This window comes from Chitinophaga sp., from assembly GCF_035761305.1.
Classification (GTDB): Bacteria; Bacteroidota; Bacteroidia; order Chitinophagales; family Chitinophagaceae; genus Chitinophaga.
This window is the reverse complement of sequence record NZ_DASTRI010000241.1, coordinates 1-26,432: the sequence shown is the minus strand read 5'-3', so window position 1 is coordinate 26,432 and position 26,432 is coordinate 1. Positions and strand designations below refer to the sequence as shown.

Sequence of the window (26,432 nt, the reverse complement as noted above, 5' to 3'; positions counted from 1 at the left end):
TAATTTCCTGTTTTTTTTTAATCAATTCCGGCATTTGTTTGATGGTTTATAAAAATTGCTATTATTATAATAATAGTTAATATATGTACGTTGATTAAGAGTACATTAGACACTTTTTTTTCATGGAAAACCACCTCAACTCTTTGAGCAAAAGCTTACAAATAGTCAATCGATTTTGCTTGAAAATGGTTTAACAACTAATTATTTTTTTTGGGTGGTGTCTAAAAAAAGTTATTTTTGTCTGGTATTCGTCAAAAATTAACTTTTTATTAATAACCTGTAACTGTTCCGACTCTTATGTCAATGCGCCAACTCAAGATCACGAAGTCGATTACGAACAGGGAATCACAATCCCTGGAAAAGTACTTGCAGGAAATTGGAAAAGTAGATCTGATTACGCCGGAGGAAGAGGTGAACCTGGCCATCCGTATTAAGCAGGGTGACCAACGCGCACTGGAAAAGCTAACCAAAGCCAATCTGCGCTTTGTGGTTTCCGTGGCTAAACAGTATCAGAACCAGGGCCTGTCGCTCAGTGATCTCATTAATGAAGGTAACCTGGGCTTAATAAAAGCCGCCCAGCGTTTTGATGAAACCCGCGGTTTCAAGTTTATTTCCTATGCCGTGTGGTGGATCCGTCAATCCATTCTGCAGGCATTGGCCGAACAGTCCCGCATTGTACGCCTGCCCCTGAACAAAGTGGGCCTGAGCAACAAAATAAGCAAAGCATATTCCCAGCTGGAACAGGAATTTGAGAGAGAGCCCTCTCCCGACGAACTGGCCACCATCCTGGAAATTAATACAGAAGAGGTAGAAGCCACCCTGGGGGTAGCCGCCCGCCACGTATCAATGGACGCTCCGTTCATTGACGGCGAAGACAACTCCCTGCTGGACGTGCTGGAAAATCCCAATGCAGTCAGCGCCGATGAGGAGCTGGATCATCACGATTCCCTGCGCCGGGAAATAGAACGCTCCCTCTCTACCCTTACCGACCGCCAGAAAGATGTGATAATGCTGTACTTCGGTATTGCAGTAGAGCATCCGATGTCGCTGGAAGATATTGGTGAAAAATTTGGCCTTACCCGGGAACGTGTACGCCAGATAAAAGATAAAGCGATTACCAAGCTGCGTACCACCTCCCGCAGTAAACTACTCAGGAACTATTTAGGCAGCTAAGTTTGCTAAAAGGTTTTAGTGAGCGTAAGCGTTGCTGGCTTTTGTAATCTACGCTGGTTTTGTAATCAAGCCGTAAAAACTTAATTTCGCACATGCAAATGGTGAATATCTTCGCATATTCACCATTTTTTTTGTTGTTGCGCTAAAACCGGCATCCAGGGCCGCAATCATGCGCGATTAATGTAACTTTGATCCGTAAAACAACTAATCGATCTAACTAATGTTTGAATCATTATCAGAAAGGCTGGATTCCGCGTTCAAACTCCTGAAAGGGGAGGGCCGTATCTCTGAAATTAACGTGGCCAGCACCGTAAAGGAAATACGCCGTGCGCTGGTGGATGCGGATGTGAACTATAAAATTGCCAAAGAGTTTACCGACCGGGTAAAAGATAAAGCATTGGGTGAAAAGGTAATTACCGCCATATCACCCGGCCAGCTGATGGTAAAAATTGTGAAAGACGAGCTGGCAGAGCTGATGGGCGGCACCGCATCAGAGCTGGAGCTGAAGGCCAACCCCACCATCATACTTATTGCCGGCCTGCAGGGTTCCGGTAAAACCACCTTCTCGGGAAAGCTGGCCAACTTCCTGAAAACCAAGAAGGGGAAAAAGCCGTTACTGGTTGCAGCGGATATTTACCGCCCCGCGGCTATTGACCAGCTAAAAGTGCTGGGCGGGCAAATAGAAGTGCCGGTATACAGTGAGCCGGAAAATAAAAATGCCGTACAAATAGCGGAAAACGCTGTTAAAGAGGCCAAACAAAACGGGAATAATGTAATTATTATAGATACCGCAGGCCGTTTGGCGGTAGATGAGGCCATGATGACAGAGGTGGCCAACATCCGCCAGGCAGTGCAGCCGCAGGAAATCCTGTTCGTGGTAGACTCCATGACCGGCCAGGATGCGGTAAATACCGCCAAAGCCTTTAATGACCGGCTCGACTTCAGCGGCGTGGTGCTTACCAAGCTGGATGGCGATACCCGTGGCGGCGCCGCCTTAACCATTAAGTACACGGTAGAAAAGCCCATCAAGTTTGTGAGCATGGGCGAAAAGCTGGACACGCTGGATGTGTTTTACCCCGAGCGTATGGCGCAGCGTATACTGGGCATGGGCGATATTACCACCCTGGTGGAAAGGGCCCAGGCGCAGTTTAACGAAGAGCAGGCCAAAAAGCTGGAAAAGAAGATCCGCCAGAACCAGTTCGACTTTGATGATTTCCGGGAGCAGCTGCAGCAGATCAAGAAAATGGGTAACCTGAAAGACCTTATGGGCATGATACCCGGGGTAGGCAAGGCCATTAAGGATATTGACATCAGCGACGACGCCTTTAAAGGCATAGAAGCCATGATAGGCTCCATGACCCCGCAGGAGCGCGGTAACCCGGATATTATTGACGGCAGCCGCCGCCGGCGCATTGCCAAAGGCGCCGGCAAGGAGATCCAGGATGTGAACCAGTTCATGAAGCAGTTTGAGCAAATGCGGCAAATGATGAAAATGATGAATAAGATGGGGGCAGGAGGCAAAGGACTGAAAGCAATGGGCCGGTAATTAACAGCCGGCAGCCGTAATCCCGGCCGGTTTGCTCAAACGCAATGGCCTGCAATAGATTACAGCATGCCGCCTACGAAATTGATTGGAAATTATTTTGAGATTCACGATTAAACTATTATTTTTGCACCCCTATATATTTTTTTTATAACTCGCAAAAAAATAACTCGATTTATTTATGCCAGTAAAGATCAGATTACAACGTCATGGCGCGAAGAAAAGACCTTTCTATTTCATTGTGGTAGCCGATGCACGCGCGCCCAGGGATGGTAAATTCATCCAGAAAATCGGTACCTACAATCCCTTAACCGTTCCGGCATCTATTAACATTGATACCGAAAAAGCGTTACGCTGGCTGCAGAAAGGCGCCCAGCCTACTGATACGGTAAGGAGAATACTTTCTTTCAAAGGTGTGCTGTACCTGAAACACCTGTTGAGAGGGGTTAAGTTAGGTCTGTTTGATGAGCCAACAGCTTACAAGAAATTTGAGCAATGGCAGGCAGAACATGAGCAGAAAGTAGCTGCCCGCCGCGATTCCCACAAGAAAGCCCGTGCGGTTACCCCGATTGTTAAAAGGGTAGAAGATGCACCTGCTGAAGGTGGAAACGCAGAAGCGTAAGCTATTTGCTTAATCATACTGAAAAGGAAATATTTGTACGCAAATATTTCCTTTTTTTATTTGAACATTCACTGCGGCACGCAACGTTTAAGGATCATGAACAATTACTTTAGCATTGGTAAGCTGGTAGCTACTTTTGGCCTGCAGGGAGAGCTGATACTGCGGCACAGCCTGGGTAAAAGGAGCGCCCTTAAAGGGGTGGAAGCCCTTTTCGTGGAAGAGAGGAAGAACAGCTTTATTCCCTACTTTCTGCAAAAAGCCAGCGCCAAAGATCATGAGCACGCCTATGTAAAGCTGGAAGGAATTGATACCAGGGAGGCGGCGCAAAAGCTGGTGCAGCTGCCGGTGTACCTGCAGGAAGCAGATTTTAAGCAGCAAGCCGCTTCGGCAGCGCCGTTGTCGCTCCTGGGCTTTACCGTGCAGGATGCTGTACAGGGCGAACTGGGTATTATTGAAGAGGTAATAGAAATGCCCATGCAGGTGCTGGCCAAAGTAATGATACAGGGTAAAGAGGCCCTGCTGCCGCTGAACGACCAGTCACTGGTAAAAATTGACCGGAAAAAGCAGGTGGTGCACCTGCAGCTGCCCGAAGGCCTGCTGGATATTTATCTGGGGTAACGGCCGCCCCGCGTTTATCATCAGCTATGAAATTTTATAACAATGCGTATCGACATCATAACCGTACAACCGGGCCTGCTGGAAAGCCCCTTTTCGCACTCCATTCTTAAAAGGGCACAGGCAAAGGAACTGCTGGAAATACAGGTGCATAACCTGCGGGATTACTCTACCTTCAAACACCAGCAGGTAGATGATTACCAGTTTGGCGGCGGGGCTGGTATGGTAATGATGATGGAGCCGGTGGTGAATGCCATTGAGCACCTGCAGGCTAAAACTGCTTATGACGAAGTTATTTACCTGACCCCTGACGGAGCTACCCTGAACCAGTCCATGGCCAACCAATTGTCATTAAAAGGTAATTTACTGCTGCTGTGCGGCCATTACAAGGGTATCGACGAGCGGATCCGGGAGCATTTTATTACCATGGAGATCTCCATTGGCGATTATGTGCTGTCCGGCGGGGAGCTGGCTGCTGCCGTGCTGGTAGATGCCATAGGCCGGCTGATACCCGGGGTGCTGAATGATGAAACCTCCGCCCTGTTCGACTCGTTCCAGGACCACCTGCTGGCGCCGCCCGTATATACCCGGCCGGAAGAGTTCCGGGGCTGGAAGGTACCGGAGGTGCTGCTGAGCGGCGACCACCGTAAAATTGAGGACTGGCGGCATACCCAGGCAGTGGAACGCACCCGGCGGCGCCGCCCGGATTTAATGAAATAAGCTGTTAGCTGTGCGGCATAGCTACGATCTAACCAGCTGGCGGCAAAGGGTTAAATACAGGCAGCGCGCTATAGTTGGTTTCGGCCTATTAAAAGCCAGGGGTAACCGCTTATTCGGGCCTCTCCACCGGGTTAACATCGCTAACCGCTGATCACTTGCCCCCGGCTTCACTATTCCCCGGCAACTTTTTTCCGTAATAATTTGGAACTTGCACATTCTATACTTACCTTTGCCCTCCCATAAATAATTGAAAGATGAACGCTATTTCTTTTGTTCACGAGCAACTGACAGCAAAAAAAGAGTATCCGAAGTTTAAAGCCGGTGACAATGTTACCGTTAACTATAAAATTGTGGAAGGTAACAAGGAAAGGATCCAGTCCTTTAAAGGGGACGTGGTGAAAATCCAGGGTACCGGGTTTACTGCCTCTTTTACCGTGCGTAAGATCTCTGATGGTGTAGGTGTGGAAAGGGTTTTCCCCTTATTTTCACCCAATATTGATTCTATCCTGCTGCACAAGGTAGGTAAGGTAAGAAGGGCTAAGCTGTATTATCTGCGTCAGCGCGCCGGTAAAGCAGCCCGTATTAAAGAGAAAAGGGTTTAGTATACAATACAGGGAAATTAGTGAAACGGGAACCGTTTATAACGGTTTCCGTTTTCTTTTTGCTATAACCTATTGCTCAGAATGCTTGTCGGGCGTAAGGTTAAAATCTACTTAAACTCCCGGCCGCCTCACAAAAAACCAATTATTAGGTCTATCTTTGTACACTGAACTTTTAAAACTGAGAAAATGACTGCCGTTATTGTAAAATCACCACTTCTGCTGTTCCAAGACCTGGGTATGACTGAATTATTGCTTATTGCACTGGTAGTACTGTTACTGTTTGGAGGAAGAAAAATTCCCGAATTAATGCGCGGCCTTGGTAAAGGTATCCGTGAGTTTAATGATGCAAAGAATAACGTTCGCCAGGAAATTGAAGAAGGGATGAAAGAACCTTCTACCTCCGACGTTAAGAAGTAATTCCCGTTACGCACCGATACCGGAAACTGTTACGGAGCCTAGCTTTATTGTTAAATTGAAGGAATAGATCAACCTATTGCCCAATTTAACCATATCATCAATTTAACATTAAAGGATTTTAACTGGTTTAGCATTGTCTGAATTCAGCAGTATATCGTCTTTTCATAAAGCCCTATACGCCGGCAGTACAACCTGTACGGATACAGTACGCTATTACCTTGACCGCATTGCCCAAACCCGGCACCTGAATGCCTTCCTGGAAGTATATGAAACAGAGGCCCTTGAAAAAGCCCGTGAGCTGGATGCCCGCATCCGCAAAGGGGAACCGGTAGGCCCGCTGGCAGGGGTTGTGATAGGTAATAAGGATGTAATTTGCTATAAAGGGCATAAAGTAAGCGCAGCTTCCCGCATCCTGGAAGCGTTTACTTCATTATATTCCGCTACGGCAATTGAAAGATTGCTGGCAGCGGATGCTATTATTATAGGCAGCCTGAACTGCGATGAGTTTGCCATGGGCTCAACCAATGAAAACTCATCCTACGGGCCGGTGTTGAATGCGCTGGATGAAACCCGGGTACCGGGCGGCTCTTCCGGCGGTTCTGCGGTGGCAGTACAGGCTGGCTTATGCCAGGTAAGCCTGGGAACCGATACCGGTGGCTCCGTACGGCAGCCGGCCGATTTTTGCGGTATAGTGGGGTTAAAACCTACCTATGGCCGCATTTCCCGCTACGGGCTTATTGCATACGCTTCTTCTTTTGACCAAATAGGGATTTTTGGCAGGAATATTGCTGATGTGGCAGCTGTTTTACAGGTGATTGCCGGACCGGATGAGTACGATAGCACGGTAGCGCAGCAGGAAGTACCTGATTATCAGGCAGCCCTGTTGCACAATAAAACGTATAAATTAGCGTATTTAAAAGATGCATTGCATCACCCGGGACTGGATGCAGAAATGCAGCAGGCCTTTTCAGCCTGTTTTAGCGAGCTGGAAGCAGCCGGAAACACCGTAACGGCCACTGATTTTGCCTATCTTGATTATGTGGTACCCGCGTATTACGTATTAACAACGGCAGAAGCCTCCTCTAACCTTTCGCGTTTTGACGGGGTAAAATATGGCCACAGAACCGCTCAAAAAGACCTGGACCTGACCGATTTCTACAAAAAAAGCCGGTCCGAAGGGTTTGGTAAGGAAGTAAAACGTCGTATATTGCTTGGGACCTTTGTGCTGAGTGCTGGCTATTATGATGCCTATTACACAAAAGCGCAACAGGTTCGCAGATTGGTAGTTGACAAACTATCAGAGATTTTAGCCGAATATGATGCCATTTTAATGCCAACTGTTCCCAGTACAGCTTTTAAAATTGGAGAAAAAACCGAAGACCCTATCGCCATGTACCTGGCAGACATCTATACGGTACTGGCAAATCTGGCAGGGGTGCCGGCAATTTCCGTCCCCTTGCGCCGGCATTCAAACGGAATGCCCTTTGGTGTGCAGATCATCACAAAGCAATTTGACGAAGCGAACTTGTTAAACATTGCGGATCACGTAATGCAAATGATTTCAGTGAAACAGGTCACTATTGTTTAAAATAAAAATGTGTATGAGGAAAATCTTTTTACTACTGCTGTTGCCAGCGATGAGTGTGACAAGTGCGTTTGCGGCAGATGGCAATGTGGTATCTAAAGAGATGGTTGCTCCCCAGGAGGCAGCACCGGACACGGCAATCCTTATGAGAAAGGTAAAATTGCCGAAAGATACTACTACACCTTTGGCGACTACCGCCGCTACAATGGCGGTAAGAAGAGGCGCAGCCACCCTGCCCTCCAGCATTCGTAGTCCCAAAGTATATGAACAGATCAATAACAACCTGGTAGCCGGTTATATTAATACCTATGCTACCCGTTACAGCCAGCATTTACAGATCATGCTGGAAAAGGGCGAGTCCTATTTCGGAATGATCGAGAAAATTTTCAAGGAAAATGGTATTCCTGAAGAAATGAAGTACCTGGCTGTAATTGAGTCCAGCTTTAATACCAATGCCCGTTCCAGGGTTGGGGCCGTGGGCGCCTGGCAGTTCATGTCCGGCACCGCCCGCATCTTTGGCCTTACGGTTGGTAAGAAAGTGGATGAAAGAAAAGACTTCTACAAATCTACCCTGGCTGCTGCCAAATACCTGAACGAGCTGTATGAGCAGTTTGGCGATTGGCTGCTGGTAGTGGCCGCCTACAACTGCGGCGCAGGCGGTGTGCAGCGTGCCATGAAAGCCAGTGGCCGCAGCGATTTCTGGGGCATGCAATACTTTCTGCCGTCAGAGTCCCGCAACCATGTATACAAGTTCATTGCCACCGGCTATATACTGGATAGGTTCAATAACTTCTTCGGTGTAGGGGACGATGATAACAACAGCAGCGTAGCCGCATCTGTAGAAAAGCCGGCTTCTTTCACTACCGCAGGACCTTCTGAGCTTACAGAAGAAGATATGTTCAACACGGTTGAATTTAACATCAGCGGTAAATACCGGATGGAAGCCATTGCCAAAAAGCTGAATGTGGAACTGGCTGAAATGAACCGCCTTAATCCTGATTTTGCAAAAACAATGGCCGGCCCGGATAACAGCTATGACCTGCGGGTGCCTAAAGAGAAAATGAAGGTGTTCATGAATGAAAAGGACGAAATACTAAAAGAGTCCGTTCAAATGACGCTGGATGATAAGGCAACGGCAGCCAGCAGGGCCAAATTTCCGCCTCCGGCCAAAATCCCGGCAAAGGATTCCTTAGCCAGGAAAACAACCGCCGGTACAGCTAAAATTGCTGGCGCTAACAAAACAAAAGCTACTGTTGCAAAACATAGCACGGCCAGGAAAAGCATAGCTGCCAAAAAGCGCACGGGTACTAAAACCACCACCGCCAGGAAAAAGAAATAAGTAATCAAAAAATATAAACAGAAAAGGATCGCTCAGGCGGTCCTTTTTTTATGGAGGCAACTATGCTGAAAAGTATTGGTAAATTCAGGGAAAGGCCATGTACGTTTTGCTGCGGATAGCTATTATTATGCAATGCGCTTAATATAATCCTCGAACTCTTTCACGGTATGAAAAACATTCTGCGGCAAACCGGCGCCGCCGGCGCGTTTTGTATCAGGCACCACAGATACGCCTATATAGGATTCACCATCGTACTGGATCGCCACCACATCGCCGGACCGGAATACATCTATCACGATCACGCCTGAATTAAAAGCCATAACGTCTACCTTATAGGAGGGGAAGGAGGTATTAATAATTTCTGTGAGTTTGTCTTTATCTACCTTCATATCACTGTTTTTGCGGTTAGGGATAAGGCCACACCGGTGCATAGGATCGCCGGTGCCTGCTTGGAATAGTTGATTTAAGCCTAAGATAATATTAATGATCATTTTCATAACAATTTTTTTGTTATTGTGGGGTTATTGCCGGCCGCCTTTTTACTGATGATTGTTTTCCAATGTATAAACGCTTTAGGTTTATTTTAACTTTTTGCGGCGGTTACGTTTAGCCGGCAACCGATATAAAGTGGAAATACTATACCTTATGCGTTCCTCATTTTCTTACCTGATGTTGCCCTTACTGGCGCTGGCTGCATGCCAGCCGGCCCGCTACAGCGAACCTGCCGCGGCTGCCAGCGGGGATGCTTACGAAGTGCAGGCAGACTCTACCCGGTTTGCCAATGATATTACTGCGCTGAACTCCCCGTCGCGTAAAAGGGTGCGCACGGCAGATGTGCGTTGCCGGGTAAATAATGTATTCAGCGCCGCCTCCGCGTTGGAGCATACTGTTACGGCCCTGCATGGCATTGTAGTGGAAAGCCGCCTGCAGAATGATTTAGGTTTGCAGCAGGAAATTGCCTACACTACAGATTCGCTGAAACGCATTCAACTGTACACCCCTACCGCCAATCTTACCCTCCGCGTGCCTGCCGCCAGCCTGGACACGGTTGTACAGGTGCTTACCGGTATGGCGGCGTTTATTGATTACCGTACTTTAAAAGAGCAGGACCGCACCTGGGATTACCTCACCTACGCGCTAAAAAACAAGGCTGTAGGCACAACGCCTGTAAAAGCCGCGAAAGACAGCACGCCGCTGGAGGTAATAACTTACCAGGACCGGAAAAAGGAGTATGCCATTGACCGGGAGATCAGGAACCTGGAGCTCCTGGATGATGTGAATTATGCCACCTTTACGGTGCAGCTGTTCCAGCCGCAGGCGGCAGATGTGCAGGTGGTGGTAAACCCGCGCCAGGCAACCCGGGCCGGTTTTGGTACGGAGCTGCTGACTGCATTGCACGGCGGCGCCGACGCTTTCCGCAGTGTAACGCTGTTCCTGGTGCAGCTATGGCCTTTGCTGCTGCTGTTAGGGCTTGTGTGGTGGTATTTGAGGAGGAGCAGGATGGTATAAAGCAACAGGTAGGACAGTATAGGACACTTTTACAACGCTGTATAGGATATTTGTAAAACACGTCATAATCTAAACAGCATGAAAAATATCCACGTTCTGGCGGCCATTGCAGGTGCTGCATTACTCATGTCGTCCCACACTGTTTTTTCACAGGTTAAAGTACAGGAGCTGCGTTGCGAGCACCTGGCCAACCCGGTTGGTTTGGATGTATTACAGCCGCGTTTTGGCTGGCAGCTGGCAGCAGGCGGGCGCAATGTAATGCAAACCGCTTATGAGCTGAAAATATCCGCAAATAACAAAGTTGTCTGGAATAGCGGAAAGGTGAACAGCGATTCATCTGTACACGTAGCTTACCAGGGCCCTGCGCTGCAGCCCGATACCCGCTATACCTGGCAGGTGCGGGTATGGGACAACAAAGGCAAAACATCCGGGTGGAGCGCGCCGGCATACTGGCATACCGGCTTGCTGAACGCCGGTAACTGGAAAGCAAAATGGATCACCTCCGGCTTGCCTGCAGACAGCGCCAACGGCTATGTGCCCTTTTTCCGTAAAGCTTTCAGCACATCCAAAAAAATACAATCCGCAGTGGCATACATTACCGCACATGGTTTGTATGAAGCGCAGCTTAACGGCAAACGCATTGGCGATGCTTACCTTACCCCGGGGTGGACCAGCTACCATCAGCACCTGGCCTACCAGGCCTATGACGTAACAGACCTGCTGCAAAAAGGCAATAATGCTGTTGGCGTAATGGTAGGCAGCGGCTGGTACCGCGGCCCGCTTGCATGGAACAAGCGTAAGAATGCCTATGGGAAAGATGCCGCCCTGTTGTTTCAGCTGAATATTCATTATACAGACGGCACTACTGAAACCATTGTATCTGATAACAGCTGGAAAGCCGCTACCGGCGGCATTGTATCTTCTGAAATATACGACGGGGAAGTATTTGACGCCCGCCGGCAAAAAGCCGGATGGTCAGGTGCAGGGTTTGACGACAGCCAATGGACGCCGGTTACAGCGGAAACCGCATCGCTGAACAACCTCTCCGCTTCTTATAACGAGCTGATAAAAAAGCATGAAACCTTTACGCCTGTTAAAGTAATTACAACGCCCAAAGGCGATAAGGTGCTGGATTTCGGACAAAACCTGGTGGGCTGGGTGCAGGTAAAAGTAAAAGGCAATGCCGGCGATACTGTAAAAATTGCGCACGTAGAGGTGCTGGATAAAAAAGGGGAGCCTTATTTTGAAAACCTGCGCTCTGCACGGGCAGAAGATATGTATATCCTGAAAGGCGGGGGTACAGAAGTATTTGAACCGCATTTTACGTTCCATGGTTTCCGTTATATCCGTGTAAAAGGTATTAATGGTGCGTTAAACCCGGCTGATTTTACAGCAGTAGCGCTGTATTCCGATATGCCTTTAACGGGGCAGTTCTCCTGCTCTGATTCGCTGGTGAACCAGCTGCAGCATAACATCCGCTGGGGACAGCAGGGCAACTTCCTGGATGTGCCAACAGACTGCCCGCAGCGCGATGAGCGTTTAGGCTGGACCGGCGATGCCGCCATGTTTTCCCGCACCGCTACATTTAACCGGCAGGTGAATAACTTTTTTGCCAAATGGTTGAAAGACGTGGCAATTGACCAGATGCCCAATGGCGCAGTGCCGTTTGTAATTCCCAATTTAAAAGCGCTTTTCCCCGATCCGGTGGGTGCCACCGGCTGGTCTGACGCTGTCACTATTGTACCCTGGAACAATTACCTGGCGTATGCAGATAAGCGCCTGATAGCCGAGCAATACCCCAGCATGAAAGCCTGGCTGGGATATATTGAAAAATCAGCTAAGAATGACCTGTGGAATACCGGCTTCCAGTTTGGCGACTGGCTTTCTTACCGCGCGGAAGAGAATGATGCATTCAACGCAGTATCTGCGGTTACAGACCGGTACCTGGTAGCGCAGTGTTTCTGGGCCAACTCCGCGCAGATCATGATCAACGCCGCTAATGTATTAGGCAAAGCAGATGATGTAGCTTATTATACCGATCAGCTGCGCCGTATAAAGGCTGCTTTCCTGAAAGAATATGTTACCCCTAACGGCCGCCTGGTGTCCAGCACCCAAACCGCCTATGTGCTTACATTGTATTTTGATATGGTGCCGGAAGAAATGCGGCCCCGCATTGTACAGCAGCTGGTGGAGAATATTCAGCATTATCATAACCACTTAACTACCGGTTTTTTGGGTACGCCTTTCCTGTGCCATGTTTTAAGCCGTTTCGGACAAACAGAAGTGGCTTACCAGCTGCTGCTGCAAAAAACATATCCGTCGTGGTTATACCCTGTAAGAATGGGCGCCACCACTATATGGGAGCGCTGGGATTCCATGAAGCCGGACAGCACTTTCCAGGATCCGGGCATGACCTCCTTTAACCACTATGCATACGGCGCCATTGGCGACTGGATGTATCGCGCCATGGTGGGGTTAGACACTTATGAAGACGCACCCGGCTATAAACATATTAAAGTACAGCCACACCCGGGCGGCGGCATTACCTTTGCAAAAGCCAGCCTGCAAACCTATTACGGGCCGGCGGCTGCCGGCTGGAAAATAGCCGATGGCCAGCTGTTGCTGGATGTAGAAGTGCCTGCCAATACCACTGCCACCATTTATATACCTGGCAGCAATGCAGCAGGTATACAGGAAAGCGGTCAGGCTATATCATCACAAAAAGATATACAGGTAAAGGGTACAGAAAATGGATATGTTGTAGTGAATGTAGGCTCGGGCAGCTATCATTTCAGCGGCGCTCTTTGATCTGCATCAATATTTTAGCTGGCGGCCCGTTGAACAAGTGGGCTGCCAGCTACCGGAATAGATCACAAAAGCGCAGCGCAGTTGCAATGCTGCACCCGCCGCCAGCCAGCTGATAATGAATATTTCTGTAAATTTGAATTACTATGTCAATTACATCCAATACAGAGCTGGAAGGCATTAAAAAAGTAAGTGAAGCGGTTGGCGGGGTGCTGCGGCAAATGCGGGAATATGCGCGGCCGGGCATGACCACTGGTGCATTAGACGAATATGGCGGGCAGCTGCTGCAGGCTGCCGGTGTAAGATCCGCCCCCAGGTTAACTTATGGCTTTCCCGGCTGGACCTGTATCAGCATAAATAATGAAGTAGCGCATGGCATTCCCTCTGCCCGTGTGCTGCAGGAAGGCGACCTGGTGAATGTAGATGTTTCCGGTGAGCTGAACGGCTATTGGGCAGATAATGGTGGTTCTTTTGTGCTGGGGCAGGATATACACCAGCATACGCCGCTGGTGAATGCATCACGGCAAATACTGCATAAAGCCATACAGCACATCAGGGGCGGCGTTAAAATTGCGGAAATAGGCCGGCTTATAGAAACAGAGGCCCGTAAAGCAGGCTACCGTGTAATCAAAAACCTGGTAGGCCATGGCGTAGGCAGCAGCCTGCATGAAGCGCCCAAAGAAATTCCCTGCTTTTACGACCGTTTTAATACAGGCCGTTTTAAAAAGAACAGCATAGTAGCTATAGAAACCTTTATCTCCACCCGCGCTACTTATGCGTATAATAAAGGTGATGGCTGGACGCTGGTTACCAACGACGGCAGCTTTGTTGCCCAACATGAACACACCATCATGATAACCGATAGAGCGCCTGTTATTCTTACACAGGCGAACGGCATCTGACGCATTTACAGGATTTTACAACAGGCAGGGGCGGTATACAGGCATCCCTTGCCGGTTAAGGCAAGCGGTGTAGCTGCACACCGCCCGCATATTGTTGTGTGCATCCCGTTTTGCTGTTGCATATAAATGGCGAAAGGATCGGGTGCAACATTACAACACGTATCAAAGAAATACTTCAGCGTACATTGAAATATGATTGCAGCTTTCTATATTTAAAGATCATATTGTCCACTTTAAATAAACAGCATATGAAATACTTCCTCACTGCCGCATTGCTGGTAACCGGTACCATCATTGCAAAAGCACAGCAACCTGTTATTATACAGCGTGACCCCGAAATTGCGCAGATGGTGCAGGAAGTATCTGCAGATTCGTTACAGGCTTATATCCATGCCATGGTGGGTTTTGACACCCGTAGTACGCTCAGCACGCAAAAAGATTCCAAACGCGGCATCGGCGCTGCCAGGAACTGGGTGTTAAGTAAATTCAACCAGTTTGCAGCACAATCCGGCGGGCGCTTAACCGCTTATATAGATACCATTACGTATAGGCCTGACGGTAAGCGGGTAGACGTGCCTGTGGTACTGGGTAATGTGATGGCTGTGCTAAAAGGTACAGACCCGGATGATAAACGCATTTTCCTGGTCAGCGGCCACCTGGACAGCCGCCGTACCGATGTAATGGACCGTACCGGCACTGCGCCCGGCGCTAATGACGACGGGAGCGGCTGCGCCGCGGTAATAGAGTGCGCGCGGGTAATGAGCCGCCATGCCTTTCCGGCAACGGTGATTTTTGTAACGGTAAGCGGAGAAGAGCAGGGATTGCTGGGCGCGCACTTCCTGGCAGACAAGGCCCGCCGGCAGCAGTGGGATATTGAAGCGATGCTGAATAATGATATTGTAGGCAGCAATAACAGTAACGAAACAAACATCATTAATAATACCCAGGTGCGGGTGTTCAGCGAAGGACTGCCGATCTATAAGCTGGATTCAGCCACAGCCGCCACTATCCGGCAAATGGGATGGGAAAATGACGGCAAGGCGCGGCAGCTGGCGCGCTATGTAAAGGAAACAGGAGAGCGGTATGTAGATAACCTGGAGGTAGTAATGATTTACCGCAACGACCGTTTCCTCCGCGGCGGCGATCATTTGCCTTTTGCAGAAAACGGTTATGCTGCAGTGCGCATTACAGAAATGAATGAGAACTTTTACCACCAGCACCAGGACCTGCGTACAGAAAACGGTATTGAATACGGCGACCTGGAAAAGTTTATGGACTTTGAATACCTGCGCAAGAACACCGCCATGAACCTGGCGAACCTTTCCAACCTGGCCAAAGCGCCGGCTGTGCCACAGGATGTGCTGGTAGATGTAGCTGGGCTTGGCAATGCTACCACACTACACTGGAAGGCGCCGCTGCACGGTAAAGTGAAAGGTTATTATGTAGTCATGCGCGAGTCCAGCAGCCCGGTATGGCAAAAGAAATTTTTTACTACAGAAACTGATATGCAGCTGCCTTACTCAAAAGACAATTACTTTTTTGCCGTGCAATCAGTAGGAGCATCTGGCAATGAAAGCCTGCCGGTATTACCGCAGGTGGCGCGCCGCCGTAGTGTACCGGCAAAGCCCGCAAAGTAAGCAGCGTATGCAGCAGTAGTAAAAACCACGTTATTCAAGAAAAACGATAAAATACTGAAATGGATATTTGCAGCCCTCTGAACAAGTATATGCTGTTTGCCGGTGTGATGATGGCAATGCACACAGCCGCCATAGCGCAAAGCACCGTGAAAAAACAGCCCAATATCATTTTCATTTTAACAGACGATCTGGGTTATGGCGATCTGGGCGCTTTCTACCAGCAGCAACGCGCAAAAGCAAATGACAGGAGTGAGCCGTGGATGTTTACACCGCACCTGGACACGCTGGCAGAGGAGGGCGCCATGCTGCCCAGGCAGTATTGCCCCGCGCCGGTATGCGCCCCATCCCGGGCATCGCTGATGCTGGGAGTAAGCCAGGGGCATGCTAATGTGCGGGATAACCAGTTTGACAAAGCGCTGGAGAATAACCACACGCTGGCCTCCACGTTACGCCAGGCAGGCTACAGTACGGCCATTATTGGCAAATGGGGACTGCAGGGCGATGACAGGTGGAATGCAGGCGGCAGCCAATGGCCCGCCCATCCCCTGAACCGCGGCTTTGATTATTTTTTTGGATATATGCGCCATGTTGACGGGCATGAACATTACCCCAAGGAAGGCATTTACCGCCAGCCTAAACAGGTTTGGGAAAACCGCACAGAGATCAGCGCGCGGTTGGATAAATGCTACACCGCCGATCTGTGGACCGCTGCCGCCAAAAGATGGATAACCATGCATGAAAAAGGAGCAAAGGCGAAGCAGCCCTTCTTCCTGTACCTGGCATTTGATACCCCGCATGCGGTGCTGGAACTGGCCACGCAACCATACCCGGCCGGCGGCGGGTTAACAGGCGGCCTGCAATGGCTCAACCAGCCAGGACATATGATCAACACCGCTTCCGGTAAGGTAGATAGCTATATATACCCCGATTACGCTAATGCCACTTATGATGATGATAACAATCCGCAAACCGCTGAAGTGCCCTGGCCGGATGTTTATAAGCGCTATGCCTCTGCTGTTAGGCGTATTGACGACGCTGTGGGCGACATTGTTCATTTGCTGAAAGACCTTCACCTGGATGACAACACCATGATTGTGTTTACATCCGATAACGGGCCGTCGGTAGAATCGTACCTGCCGGACAGCTATGCGCCCAATCACCCTGACTTCTTTAACAGTTTTGGTCCTTTTGACGGTATTAAGCGCGATTGCTGGGAAGGCGGCGTGCGTATGCCAGCCATTGCCTGGTGGCCGGGCCATATTCCTGCACACCGCACTGTTACAAGCGCCAATATTGCATATGACTGGATGCCCACGTTTACGGAAATGGCCGGTGTACCTGCTCCTGCGCGTACAGACGGGGTTTCCCTGCTGCCGTCGCTAACAGGCAAGGGGCAGCAGCGTAACAGCCTGGTGTATGTAGAATATTTCCAGGAAGGCGCTACACCTAACTTCAAAGAATTTGCCCCGCAGCATCGCAAGCGCAAACGAAACCAGATGCAGGTGATTGTAACAGGTGATTATGTAGGCGTACGCTATGATATAAAGTCAAAGGATGACGATTTTGAAATTTATAACGTAGTGAAAGATCCGGGGGAAACAAAGAACCTGGCCCATCTGCAGCCGGGAGTATTTGTAGACTCGCTGCAGCGGCAAATGAAAAACAGGGTGTTAGAGGTACGCCGGCCCGATACGGCAGCGGCCAGGCCTTATGATAATGCCCTCATGCCTGCGGTAAGGGCCACACAGGCGCATCCCGGGGTAGTATGGCAGTCTTATACCGGTAACTTTCCCTGGGTGCCGGACGTGGCTACCCTTACACCGGAAGACAGTGGTGAAGCAGCCCGCCCGGCCCTGCCTTCGGCGAAAAAAGATAAAAGCGGGGCGCTGTATTATACAGGCTACATACAGGTGCCTGCAGATGGCGCCTACACTTTTCACCTGCGTGCAGGTGATGGTGCATTGCTGCGTGTGCACGATGCCGTTATCATTGATGCAGATTTTGATTACCGGCCCGGCACTGAAAAACAGGGCACTGTACTGCTGCAGAAGGGCCTGCACCCATTCCGGTTATATTATAAGCATACTACCGGTCACAAACCGTTGCTGACATTGCAGTGGGAAGGGCCCGGCCTGAATTTACAGGAAATACCGGCCTGGGTTTTTTATCACGAATAATACGGCTGCTGTTTGCAGGAGGTAGTAAAGAGGCTGACCAAAAGGGATGTAAAATCATTCATCTAAAATGAAGGTAAAATCCGGCCAACACAATACTGTGCCTTGCATGAAAGTGATATGGGCCTAGTAGTTTCCTGTAACCGGAGGACCGCTGATCAGCAGCAAGCGGCTGTCGGCGCCGGCAGCCAATATTATTTTTTCATGAATGCCTGCCGTGCCAAAGGAAACCGCTTCGTTTTTGTTCAGGGTAAACCTGCTATTGAGCTGTAGGGTGCCGGAAAGCAGGTAAATAGTTCCATTCCATCCTGCCGGTAGCGTGTAGTCAGTGGTTTTCCCTGCATTAAGCTGAATGTCCAGCAAGGTTACCGGTTCCGGCGTACTGTTGGTATTTACTGCATCACCCGCTGATCCCATGGCTACTTTTACAGATAAGCCGTCTGCCGATACCACCGGCATTGTTTCTACAGGGATATAAATGCTCCTGGGCGGTAATGCCCTGTTCTCCGGGGGAATATCCAAAAATAGCTGCAGACCGTGTACCTCTCTTCCCTCCACTGTAGGAACTTCATGATGAACAACACCCTTTCCTGCCCAGGTCCATAGCAGGCTGCCGGGGGTTATGATAAGGTCTGTTCCCATAGAGTCCTGGTTATGATACGGCACTGAATCTTCAAAGAGATAGCTGATGGCAGACATATGCATATGTTTATGCGCGCCAAAAACATCTTTTTTCATTCTGAAATGATCAAATCCAAGCACAGGGCTCATTAACCCGCCAAAAGTATTATGCCGGGCCTGAAAAGCAGAAAACTCACCATGCCTTGCTTCAGGAATTTGTATAACCGGGGAATATTTTAAACCAGGCATTTTATTTTGTTTTTTTATGGAGTAATGTATCTAAGCTTACTTTTCCGGCGCCGGAAACAACTAACGACAATAGTATGCCAATAACAAGCAGGTGGTATTCATAACCTTCGCCTTTTATGCTGCCATACCAGTTCATAAAAAAGCCGAACTGCTGGTGTACCGTAACGATCATGCCAATGAACAGGATGATGGATGCCAGTGCAACCAGCCTTGTGAATAAGCCAAACAGGATCAATAAGCTGCCAAAAAATTCAAGGAAAATTACAAGGAAGGCAATCAATGAAGGCAGGCCGGCCTGCGTGGTGAAATACTGCATGGTACCGGAAAAACCGTTTCCGCCAAAGCATCCCAATAACAGCTGGGCGCCATGCGGCCACAAAACAATAGCAAATACAACTCTTAAAATAAGCGGCGAAACCCGGGGCTCAGTAGCCGTAATACGATTAATTAGTGTTCTCATTTTTATTTGAAGTTTACGAGAACAAAATTGGGAACTTATGAGATACCTGGCAATGACCTAACTTAAGAATGGAAATTGATCTAGTTTAAGATATTTTACCTGTTAATTTTTGACTTAACACGGCTGAAAAATTCAGGTGTAACTCCCAGGTAAGAGGCAATCAGGTATTGGGGCAACCTGTTCTCAAGCTGTGGGTATTTTTTTAAGAAGCGAAGATAACGTTCATCCACCTTGGTGCTTAACACATTCAGCAGGCGCTCTTCCAGGCCAATAATTGCATTCTGATACAGTATTCTGAAATAGTTGTTCAGGGAAGGAATCTTATGCAGCAGCTCATCATATGCCTCTTTAGATACGATTAAAAGCTCGCTGTCTTCCAGCGTTTCTACATGGTACCTGGATTCCTGTTTCATTAAAAAGCTGCGCAGGTCCGTCATCCACCATCCTTCGGGCGCAAAAGAAAGGGTATGCTGTGTGCCGTTATCGTCCAGGTAATATTCAACCAAACAGCCGCTAATAATAAAGTGTTCGTATAAGGCAATGTCGGGTGGTTGCACTAACAGCTGGTTCCGCCGTACCTTTTTATACCGGAAGAACGCTGTTATGAGTGCTTCTTCCTCAGCAGTAAGCCTGATGTGCTTTTTAAATTCCTGTATAAGGGTATCATGCATTAGCGTTCAGTTGCAATCGCTTTTCTGTGCTAAAGATAATGTGTTGTTCCAGAACACAAAAGGCCGCTTTTTCAAGTGATCTTTCCCCGCGGAAAGCTGTTTCCTGTAAGTTACCCTTTGGATTTTTCGGTATAAACCGCAATATAAAACATTGATTATAAGATATATAATTTTAAAAACGGTTGGATTTTTTTGCCAGGCAAGGCTATTGCCGCCTATCTTGTTCCATTAATAATTTACTTTGGCCTGTTACTTAAAGCATCATAACCCGGTGTTGTATGAGAACGAACTACCTGTTATTGATAATGACCTCCCTACGTATTATTAACCATTAACCAAAACCCAAAAGTTATGAAAAAGTCTATGAAACCCACACAATTGTTGCTGATAATGCTATGCGTTATGGCCTTTTTTTCGCGTTGTGATAAAGATGAGCATATTGTAATTATCCGTTCATTATTGCAGGCTGCATGCTATACCGTGCCACCGGTAATACTGACATTCTGAATAAATGTATCGCCACCTATTCGTGGGCACGCAGGCTCTTAAATACAACTACCGGAAGACTGTATGAAGGCTGGGGGCCCGGTGGCCTGAATGTTAATTCAGACGACAATATTTATAACAGCGGATTGTTTATTAACGCAGCCAATGCGCTTTTCCAGATCACGCGGACAGCTTCCTATCTTGACGACGCAAAATTTGTGGCTGCACATGTTATAAATACATGGCCTATACTGGACCAGGACAAACCAGCGAATGGCGATTTTGGAGCGGATCAGTTTGTGCGTGGATTAAGTTTACTGGCCAGCCAGAATAATCTCTGGAATACATACAGGGAGTACCTTACTAAACAATGCCTTGCAGCATGGAGTTGGAGGCGCTATGATTACAACGTTTCATGGAATGTATGGTCTGCGGCTACTCCTACAGGCGATGTTCGGGCTATGGAAGTTGAGGGTGCTGTTGTTTTGCAGGCAGTAACCCCCGCTGAACCCTACGAGCCGGTTGCCGATGGTACTTACCGGATTGTTAACCGCAACAGCGGTAAAGTGCTGGATTGCAGGGATGGCAATACCGCAAATGGAACCATTGTACAACAGTACACCTGGAACGGTACTAATGCCCAGCGCTGGACGATCACCGGATTGGGCAACAGACAGTATAAAGTTACTAATGTAGGTAGCGGAAGAGTGCTCGACGTAAAGGATGTATCTACAGAAGCTGCGGCTATTGTTCATATTTGGGATTATGTTGGCTGGAATAATCAAAAGGTGTCTATCACCTCACCGGAAAGCGGGTATTACACATTAAGTTTCGTTCATTCCGGCAAAGTACTGGACGTTCTTGGTGGTTCTACTGCCGAATCCGCAAGCATTATTCAATATGGTTACCACGGAGGCTACAGTGAACAGTGGCAACTTATAAGACTATAAATTATAGGCCCCAATGATGCTACCAATGGCAACATCGCGATTGGGCGGCCTGATTGTATTGAAATCACTTCCAGCTAATAGTTAAATCTTTTAACTCAACCTGGAAATGCCCGGCAGAAGGAACATAGAATTTCGTATAGGGGGCTTATTTAAAAAAGAGAGGATGTTTCTTACTATTGAAACATCCTCTCTTTAAACTGTACCGCGTACGGGAATCGAACCCGTGATTCATCCGTGAAAGGGATGCGTCTTAACCCCTTGACCAACGCGGCATTTCCGTTTAAGGGATGGCAAAAGTAAGTAAAAGATAGCAAAAACCAAATTTTTTACCGCTGCAGGTTAAAATCACCAGATACCTGGTATCAGCCGGTACCGGGTATGTTTCATATACGCCGGTAGCCATCCAGGTGGATTGATAAAAACCGCTCCTCATCCAGTGCGCACTGCCATGGCTGCGCATAGTAAACAGCTGGCAACCAGCGTCCGGTAAGAACCCAGCGCAAGCGGCGTGCACAGGAACATAAATAATGCCCCGGAATACATCGGGTGCCGTACCAGGGCATGTTACTACCTGTTGTTCCGGCGCTATCTCCACAATATCCCCGCATTTGCCCCAATTACCAGCGCCGGCGGTACTTTCGACCACGCATAATGCCGGTCCAGCCCGGAAATAATATATTGCCCGGCTGTGAGCAGGCTGGCCACGGTTTGTATAGCCACCCGGAAGCAAGCCCGTTAATCCCTGATAAGGCACCCGTTGGCTCTCCATGACGGCGGGTTTATCAGGTAAAAGGAAATGATAGCAGGTGACCGCTCAAAAATATTTATTTTTATGGTATTATGCCACGCAGCCTTGAATTTGACCAGCAGGAAAAGCTGGTAAAAGCCCGCGATACTTTTTGGGAAAAAGGGTATCACGGCACTTCCATTACAGACCTGGGCCGGTCTATGGATCTGAACCCCGGCAGCATCTACAATACCTATGGCAGCAAGCACCAGCTGTTTGTACAATGCCTTTGTAATTATATTGAATGCAACTTTGCGCACTACCCGCGCATGGAGTTCAGTGACCAGTCGCCTATAGCCGCTATTACCCATATCATTTACAGTATTGCCGATAAAATGGCCGACGGCCACCATGCCTGCATGATAGGTAAATCCTCTTTTGAGCTGTGTGAAGCAGATAAAGAGGTACGCGCTTTGCTCAGGAATAATAACGATGCGCTGGCCGGCCTTTTCCGCCAACTGTTAGCCAAGGCGCAGGAAGCAGGCGAAATCACTCCTGACAAAGATCCTGGGGTGCTTTCACAGCTAATAGTAGCCAGCTTCAGCGGGCTGGGGCAGCATTACGTGCTGTACCAGGATAAGGAGCAGCTGCATGCGCTGGCCGCCCAGCTCATTCGTTTATTAAAAGCATAAACTTAAACGGCAATGAAAGACCTGAAAGTATTATCACAGGTAGCGGATTTTCATAAAACCTTTAAAGTGCCTATTGAGGCAAAACCCGTTATCCCCTCACCACAGCGGTGCGCATTAAGAATACAGCTTTTTGAGGAAGAGCTGCAGGAGCTTAAAGATGCTATTGCTGCCAACGATCTTGTAGAGGTAGCCGATGCGTTGTGCGACCTGCAATATGTGCTTGCCGGCACTGCGCTGGAGTTTGGCCTGGGAGATAAGTTCTGCGACCTGTTTGACGAAGTGCACCGTTCCAATATGAGCAAAGCCTGCAAAACGCAGGAAGAGGCCGAGCAAACCATTGCACATTACCGTAACAACCTGCAAACCGACGCTTATCATAAGGAAGTGGATGGTATGTACATTATTTACCGCGCCGCGGATGATAAAACCCTGAAGTCGGTTAACTATGCTGCGCCTGCCCTGAAAGCCATATTGGGCGGTAAGCAGGAGGGCGGCGCTCCTTCCCCGGTCTGACAAAAATTTCACTCCTGTAAAAAAATGACAGGCCGGCTGAAAAAAAATCAGCCGGTTGCAATCTGGCATTTCAATTGTGGCAAATTAAAAAAGGTTGATCAACCTGTAAGTAATGAAAATAGTTTATTGTTCACTTATTTAAAAGGAGGTTAACTATGTCACTTATGAAAAGGAGCGGAAGCTCATTCCCTTCAGTGTTCGACGACTTTTTCAGCCGCGAGCTTTTTAACTGGGGCAACAATAACTTCTCATCTACCAGCACTACAGTGCCTGCTGTGAATATCAAAGAAACTAAAGACGCATTTGAAGTAGAAGTTGCTGCGCCTGGTATGGAGAAAAAGGATTTTGATATTACCCTGGACGGTAACGTGCTCACTATTTCTTCTGCAAAAGAACACACGGAGGAAAAGAAAGAACACAACTATACAAGGCGGGAATTCAGCTACCAGTCTTTCCGGCGCAGCTTTGAGCTGGCAAAGGATGTGGTGGATGAGGATAAAATAAATGCCCGCTACGAAAATGGCTTGCTGCACCTCACTATTCCGAAAAAGGAAGAAGCAAAACAAAAAGAGCCGCGTACTATCCAGGTAGGATAAGCACCGAGCTAAACCTGCTGTTGAAAAAAAGATGTAAGAAGAAAGTAACGGGGCTGTATCGGGTGGTGCAGCCTCTTTTTATGCAGTGTATAATGCACCAACTGGCACCTCCTTTGTCGTTCGGCTGAAAGCACCGGCAAAACCCGCGCCTGGTTCAGGTTGGCTGCGCTTAGCACCGCATTAGCAAAATCTTCGCTTTCGTAAGATTCACTATTGAAAAAAGATAAATTAATGAAATAGAAGATAATATTTTCTCCGGCATCTAACTGATTGACGCGGGGGCGAATGGTATTCATAGCAAGATACTGGCGGCCATAAGCAGTAAAAGAACCGGGCGAGCGAATAAAGTGCCTGATCATTGTTATCTCGTTTAATCAATAGTCTGTATATATCGACAAAGGCGGTTTATTTATCGAAAAACAATAAATAAATTTTGAAATTCGGGAAATACAGCATAGTTTTACCTTGAAAAAAATAACCTATGCTAGGACAAAGAACTTTCATGATCACCCGGCGATTTGTCGACATTATGTTCTACCTTATTTTGATTATAAGTGTTGCCGTTGTTGGCATTCGCACATATCGGTTAGTTAAAGGAAGCAGCAAACTTGAGAACCCTTCTCATCAGCCTCCTCTAAGTTTTGACGTAATGCATTTTGGATCCGGAACTCAAAACGAATCCCCTTATACATTCTCTGAGGGAAAGCTGGCAGCCCTTCAACGGCCGCCTAACCACTATCTGTTGTTAGTAGGCTATCGCTCACCGTTAGGTATTTATAATTATTTTCTAACCTTGTTATTCACCGCGGGTATTTTATATGGAATGGCGCAACTGCGTCGCATCTTCCATTCTATTTCTGTAAGAGAGCCATTTGCCGACTCCAACCCAGCACGTATTCGCAATATAGGCCTGGTCCTGATCGCTTCGGACGTTGCAAAAGGCATCAATTATATTATATTCAACTCGCTTGCAAACAGATATTTTAGTGGGATCGAACTTTTGACCCAAATCGGTTTTGGTATCTGGGCTGGCCTATTGATGCTTGCTATTGCTGTGGTATATCGCAGAGGCGTTGAATTATATTCAGAGAACCAATTGACTATTTAACCATGCCTATCATAGTTAATCTCGATGTCATGTTGGCAAAAAGAAAAATGCCACTTACTGAGCTATCCGAAAAAATCGGAATTACGATGTCCAACCTGTCGATTTTGAAGACTGGAAAGGCGAAGGCCATTCGCTTCTCGACCCTGGAAATGATCTGCGAAGTCCTGGAATGCCAACCCGCAGACATCCTGGAATATGTAACTCAAAAGAAATGAGCGATAATTACTCTACTCTTCATATAATACCATAATCATGAAACACATAGTCTTTCTTGGACTGGTGCTGCTGGCACCTGTAGCAACCCTTTTTGCCCAGGCGGAAATAAGCAGCATCGACAGCCTTGTAGCAGTTTATACTAAGAACCAACAGTTTTCAGGCTCTATTTTGGTTGCCCGTCACGGGAAGGTTCTTTTGAAAAAAGGATATGGGTTGAGAGATGCTATAGTTGCAGCGCCAAACACACCGGGCACCATTTTCAATATTGCATCGCTTACCAAGTCCTTTACCGCAACACTGATCTTGCAGCTACAGCAGCAAGGAAAACTTGCGGTGTCTGATAAGCTGAGCAAATATTATCCATCGTTTCCTAACGGCGATTCTATAACCATTCATCAACTGCTAACTCACACCTCAGGGATATTTAATTACACCAACGACCAGCATTTCATGTCGGTCGACCAGTCAAAGCCGGTATCACTGGATAGCATGATAGCCCTCTTTAAAGATAGGCCGGTAAATTTCAGACCAGGTACAAAATTCAGCTACTGTAATTCAGGCTATATATTGCTGGGCTATATAATTGAAAAAACCACAGGAAAGTCTTATGGACAGGCACTCGAGGAAATGATCTTTGAGCCACTTGGGATGGTGCATTCCAGTTATGGTCCACCGGTTGAAAAGGCCGGAAACCTCGCTGTAGGCTACCAGGGTTACACTAAAAATAAATTCCAGGCGGCGGGCCCTGTCCACCCGTCAGTTTCGTTTGCAACGGGAGCCATTTACAGCACCGTTGAAGATTTATATATTTTTCATCGGGCGCTGCAGGACCATATACTGCTAACGGCAGGTTCCATCTTACAAGCCTATAAGAAGGACATTGGCAATTATGGCTATGGTTGGTTTACCGATTCATTATATGGCAGGCAAAGAATATCTCATTCGGGTAGTATCGCCGGGTTTAAGGCTCACATTAATCGTATGCCCTCAGACGATGCCTGCATAATTGTGCTAAGTAACCAGGGCAACAGTAAAGTAAGCGACATAGCGCGCCTCGCCATGGCGCTACTGTATAAGCAGCCTTTGCCGGTAATATCCGCAGCACCTCCCATTATACAACTCCCGCAGAATGTTTTAAGGCAATATGTAGGCAGTTACGAGATAGCAGCGCAGCAGATCATAGATATTTCGCTTAGTGGCAGCCAACTGATATTTCAGATAAGGGGCGACGTTGCTTATGAAATACAACCGGTTAAACCCCAACTTTTCTTCTTTAAGGTATTTAAGCCGGAGCAGGTCAGGCTGGAATTTGTTATAGAAAACGGCCAGGTGGACTTGTTGTACTTTTATCGAAATGGCCAAAAAATACCAGCGAAGAAAGTAAGATAAAGGTCTCGCCAATCCATAAGATCAGGCAAAAGGAAGTAAAATAAGCGAATTGTTGCACCGCTACTTTTTAGCCGGTATTTCCTTTATTATTTTTCCTGTCTGCAGGTCTGC

The 26,432-nt window shown here is 47.9% G+C and carries 26 protein-coding genes, 1 tRNA gene and 2 pseudogenes; 22 read left to right on the top strand and 7 right to left on the bottom strand.

All coding sequences use genetic code 11. From position 1 onward, the window contains the following. Positions 1–297: 297 nt before the first annotated feature. The 9 genes and pseudogenes from VFS25_RS20510 (at position 298) to VFS25_RS20470 (ending at position 8,616) form a co-directional block, all read left to right on the top strand. Positions 298–1,173 (top strand): sigma-70 family RNA polymerase sigma factor, encoded by an 876-nt coding sequence (locus VFS25_RS20510; RefSeq protein ID WP_213086907.1) that lies wholly within the window; start codon positions 298–300, stop codon positions 1,171–1,173. Positions 1,174–1,393: 220 nt separating this feature from the next. Beyond that, positions 1,394–2,719: a signal recognition particle protein gene (gene ffh, locus VFS25_RS20505; RefSeq protein ID WP_326464046.1), complete on the top strand. Its 1,326-nt coding sequence runs from the start codon at positions 1,394–1,396 to the stop codon at positions 2,717–2,719. 178 nt (positions 2,720–2,897) lie between these two features. Further along, positions 2,898–3,149, top strand: a pseudogene (gene rpsP / locus VFS25_RS25395) (30S ribosomal protein S16); the annotation flags it as partial. Positions 3,150–3,434: 285 nt separating this feature from the next. Continuing rightward, positions 3,435–3,956 (top strand): ribosome maturation factor RimM, encoded by a 522-nt coding sequence (rimM, locus tag VFS25_RS20495; RefSeq protein ID WP_326464044.1) that lies wholly within the window; start codon positions 3,435–3,437, stop codon positions 3,954–3,956. A gap of 42 nt (positions 3,957–3,998) precedes the next feature. Continuing rightward, positions 3,999–4,673, top strand: a complete 675-nt coding sequence (gene trmD, locus VFS25_RS20490; protein WP_326464043.1) for a tRNA (guanosine(37)-N1)-methyltransferase TrmD — start codon at positions 3,999–4,001, stop codon at positions 4,671–4,673. 254 nt (positions 4,674–4,927) lie between these two features. Continuing rightward, on the top strand, positions 4,928–5,275 hold the full coding sequence (gene rplS / locus VFS25_RS20485) for a 50S ribosomal protein L19 (protein WP_326464042.1): 348 nt from the start codon (positions 4,928–4,930) through the stop codon (positions 5,273–5,275). A 186-nt stretch (positions 5,276–5,461) separates the two neighbouring features. Beyond that, positions 5,462–5,692 carry a twin-arginine translocase TatA/TatE family subunit gene (locus VFS25_RS20480; RefSeq protein WP_326464041.1) on the top strand — a complete coding sequence of 77 codons (231 nt, stop codon included), beginning with the start codon at positions 5,462–5,464 and terminating at the stop codon, positions 5,690–5,692. 133 nt (positions 5,693–5,825) lie between these two features. Beyond that, positions 5,826–7,280, top strand: a complete 1,455-nt coding sequence (gene gatA / locus VFS25_RS20475; protein ID WP_326464040.1) for an Asp-tRNA(Asn)/Glu-tRNA(Gln) amidotransferase subunit GatA — start codon at positions 5,826–5,828, stop codon at positions 7,278–7,280. Positions 7,281–7,329: 49 nt separating this feature from the next. Then, the gene (locus VFS25_RS20470; protein WP_326464039.1) at positions 7,330–8,616 is read left to right on the top strand and encodes a lytic transglycosylase domain-containing protein; all 1,287 of its coding nucleotides are present in this window, start codon (positions 7,330–7,332) and stop codon (positions 8,614–8,616) included. A gap of 125 nt (positions 8,617–8,741) precedes the next feature. On the opposite strand, the gene VFS25_RS20465 is transcribed toward VFS25_RS20470, so the two are convergent. Next, the gene (locus tag VFS25_RS20465; protein WP_326464038.1) at positions 8,742–9,113 is read right to left on the bottom strand and encodes a hypothetical protein; all 372 of its coding nucleotides are present in this window, start codon (positions 9,111–9,113) and stop codon (positions 8,742–8,744) included. Positions 9,114–9,261: 148 nt separating this feature from the next. Here VFS25_RS20465 and VFS25_RS20460 point away from each other — a divergent pair, with 148 nt between their 5' ends. The 5 genes from VFS25_RS20460 (at position 9,262) to VFS25_RS20440 (ending at position 17,646) form a co-directional block, all read left to right on the top strand. Then, entirely contained in the window at positions 9,262–10,125 is an 864-nt protein-coding gene (locus VFS25_RS20460; RefSeq protein WP_326464037.1) for a DUF4349 domain-containing protein, read from the top strand. Between the two features lie 78 nt (positions 10,126–10,203). After that, a complete protein-coding gene (locus VFS25_RS20455; protein ID WP_326464036.1) occupies positions 10,204–12,933 on the top strand; it encodes a glycoside hydrolase family 78 protein in 2,730 nt (909 codons plus the stop codon). 143 nt (positions 12,934–13,076) lie between these two features. Further along, complete coding sequence (gene map / locus VFS25_RS20450) at positions 13,077–13,832, top strand: type I methionyl aminopeptidase (RefSeq protein WP_326464035.1); 756 nt, start codon at positions 13,077–13,079, stop codon at positions 13,830–13,832. 248 nt (positions 13,833–14,080) lie between these two features. Beyond that, on the top strand, positions 14,081–15,469 hold the full coding sequence (locus VFS25_RS20445; RefSeq protein WP_326464034.1) for a M28 family metallopeptidase: 1,389 nt from the start codon (positions 14,081–14,083) through the stop codon (positions 15,467–15,469). 59 nt (positions 15,470–15,528) lie between these two features. Then, a complete protein-coding gene (locus tag VFS25_RS20440) occupies positions 15,529–17,646 on the top strand; it encodes a sulfatase-like hydrolase/transferase (protein ID WP_326464033.1) in 2,118 nt (705 codons plus the stop codon). Positions 17,647–17,769: 123 nt separating this feature from the next. Here VFS25_RS20440 and VFS25_RS20435 read toward each other — a convergent pair whose 3' ends face one another. The 3 genes from VFS25_RS20435 to VFS25_RS20425 all read right to left on the bottom strand — a co-directional run bounded on the left by VFS25_RS20435 (position 17,770) and on the right by VFS25_RS20425 (position 19,644). Next, entirely contained in the window at positions 17,770–18,381 is a 612-nt protein-coding gene (locus VFS25_RS20435; protein WP_326464032.1) for a pirin family protein, read from the bottom strand. 133 nt (positions 18,382–18,514) lie between these two features. Beyond that, complete coding sequence (locus VFS25_RS20430; protein WP_326464031.1) at positions 18,515–18,973, bottom strand: DoxX family protein; 459 nt, start codon at positions 18,971–18,973, stop codon at positions 18,515–18,517. A 95-nt stretch (positions 18,974–19,068) separates the two neighbouring features. Beyond that, complete coding sequence (locus VFS25_RS20425) at positions 19,069–19,644, bottom strand: Crp/Fnr family transcriptional regulator (RefSeq protein WP_326464030.1); 576 nt, start codon at positions 19,642–19,644, stop codon at positions 19,069–19,071. Between the two features lie 452 nt (positions 19,645–20,096). On the opposite strand from VFS25_RS20425, the pseudogene VFS25_RS20420 reads away from it, so the two are divergent. Together VFS25_RS20420 and VFS25_RS20415 are read left to right on the top strand one after the other, a co-directional pair. Beyond that, a pseudogene (locus tag VFS25_RS20420) lies at positions 20,097–20,360 on the top strand (glycoside hydrolase family 76 protein); the annotation flags it as partial. A gap of 231 nt (positions 20,361–20,591) precedes the next feature. After that, positions 20,592–21,080 (top strand): RICIN domain-containing protein, encoded by a 489-nt coding sequence (locus VFS25_RS20415; RefSeq protein WP_326464047.1) that lies wholly within the window; start codon positions 20,592–20,594, stop codon positions 21,078–21,080. A gap of 200 nt (positions 21,081–21,280) precedes the next feature. Here VFS25_RS20415 and VFS25_RS20410 read toward each other — a convergent pair. Both VFS25_RS20410 and VFS25_RS20405 read right to left on the bottom strand, forming a co-directional pair. Continuing rightward, a tRNA-Glu gene (locus tag VFS25_RS20410) sits at positions 21,281–21,352 on the bottom strand. 313 nt (positions 21,353–21,665) lie between these two features. Then, positions 21,666–21,800: a hypothetical protein gene (locus tag VFS25_RS20405; RefSeq protein ID WP_326464029.1), complete on the bottom strand. Its 135-nt coding sequence runs from the start codon at positions 21,798–21,800 to the stop codon at positions 21,666–21,668. Positions 21,801–21,920: 120 nt separating this feature from the next. On the opposite strand from VFS25_RS20405, the gene VFS25_RS20400 reads away from it, so the two are divergent. The 3 genes from VFS25_RS20400 (at position 21,921) to VFS25_RS20390 (ending at position 23,608) form a co-directional block, all read left to right on the top strand. Further along, complete coding sequence (locus VFS25_RS20400) at positions 21,921–22,499, top strand: TetR/AcrR family transcriptional regulator (protein WP_326464028.1); 579 nt, start codon at positions 21,921–21,923, stop codon at positions 22,497–22,499. Positions 22,500–22,511: 12 nt separating this feature from the next. Beyond that, complete coding sequence (locus VFS25_RS20395) at positions 22,512–23,012, top strand: nucleoside triphosphate pyrophosphohydrolase family protein (protein WP_326464027.1); 501 nt, start codon at positions 22,512–22,514, stop codon at positions 23,010–23,012. 164 nt (positions 23,013–23,176) lie between these two features. Continuing rightward, positions 23,177–23,608, top strand: a complete 432-nt coding sequence (locus tag VFS25_RS20390; RefSeq protein WP_326464026.1) for an Hsp20/alpha crystallin family protein — start codon at positions 23,177–23,179, stop codon at positions 23,606–23,608. Positions 23,609–23,616: 8 nt separating this feature from the next. Here the strand turns inward: VFS25_RS20390 and VFS25_RS20385 are convergent, their stop codons facing one another. Then, complete coding sequence (locus VFS25_RS20385) at positions 23,617–23,967, bottom strand: hypothetical protein (protein ID WP_326464025.1); 351 nt, start codon at positions 23,965–23,967, stop codon at positions 23,617–23,619. Positions 23,968–24,089: 122 nt separating this feature from the next. Between VFS25_RS20385 and VFS25_RS20380 the strand changes: the two genes are divergently transcribed. Genes VFS25_RS20380 through VFS25_RS20370 form a run of 3 tightly spaced genes read left to right on the top strand, consistent with a single transcriptional unit; the run spans position 24,090 to position 26,321 of the window. Beyond that, the gene (locus VFS25_RS20380) at positions 24,090–24,716 is read left to right on the top strand and encodes a DUF2975 domain-containing protein (RefSeq protein WP_326464024.1); all 627 of its coding nucleotides are present in this window, start codon (positions 24,090–24,092) and stop codon (positions 24,714–24,716) included. A 2-nt stretch (positions 24,717–24,718) separates the two neighbouring features. After that, on the top strand, positions 24,719–24,931 hold the full coding sequence (locus VFS25_RS20375; RefSeq protein ID WP_326464023.1) for a helix-turn-helix transcriptional regulator: 213 nt from the start codon (positions 24,719–24,721) through the stop codon (positions 24,929–24,931). Between the two features lie 37 nt (positions 24,932–24,968). Next, positions 24,969–26,321 carry a serine hydrolase domain-containing protein gene (locus tag VFS25_RS20370; protein ID WP_326464022.1) on the top strand — a complete coding sequence of 451 codons (1,353 nt, stop codon included), beginning with the start codon at positions 24,969–24,971 and terminating at the stop codon, positions 26,319–26,321. Positions 26,322–26,432: the final 111 nt, after the last annotated feature.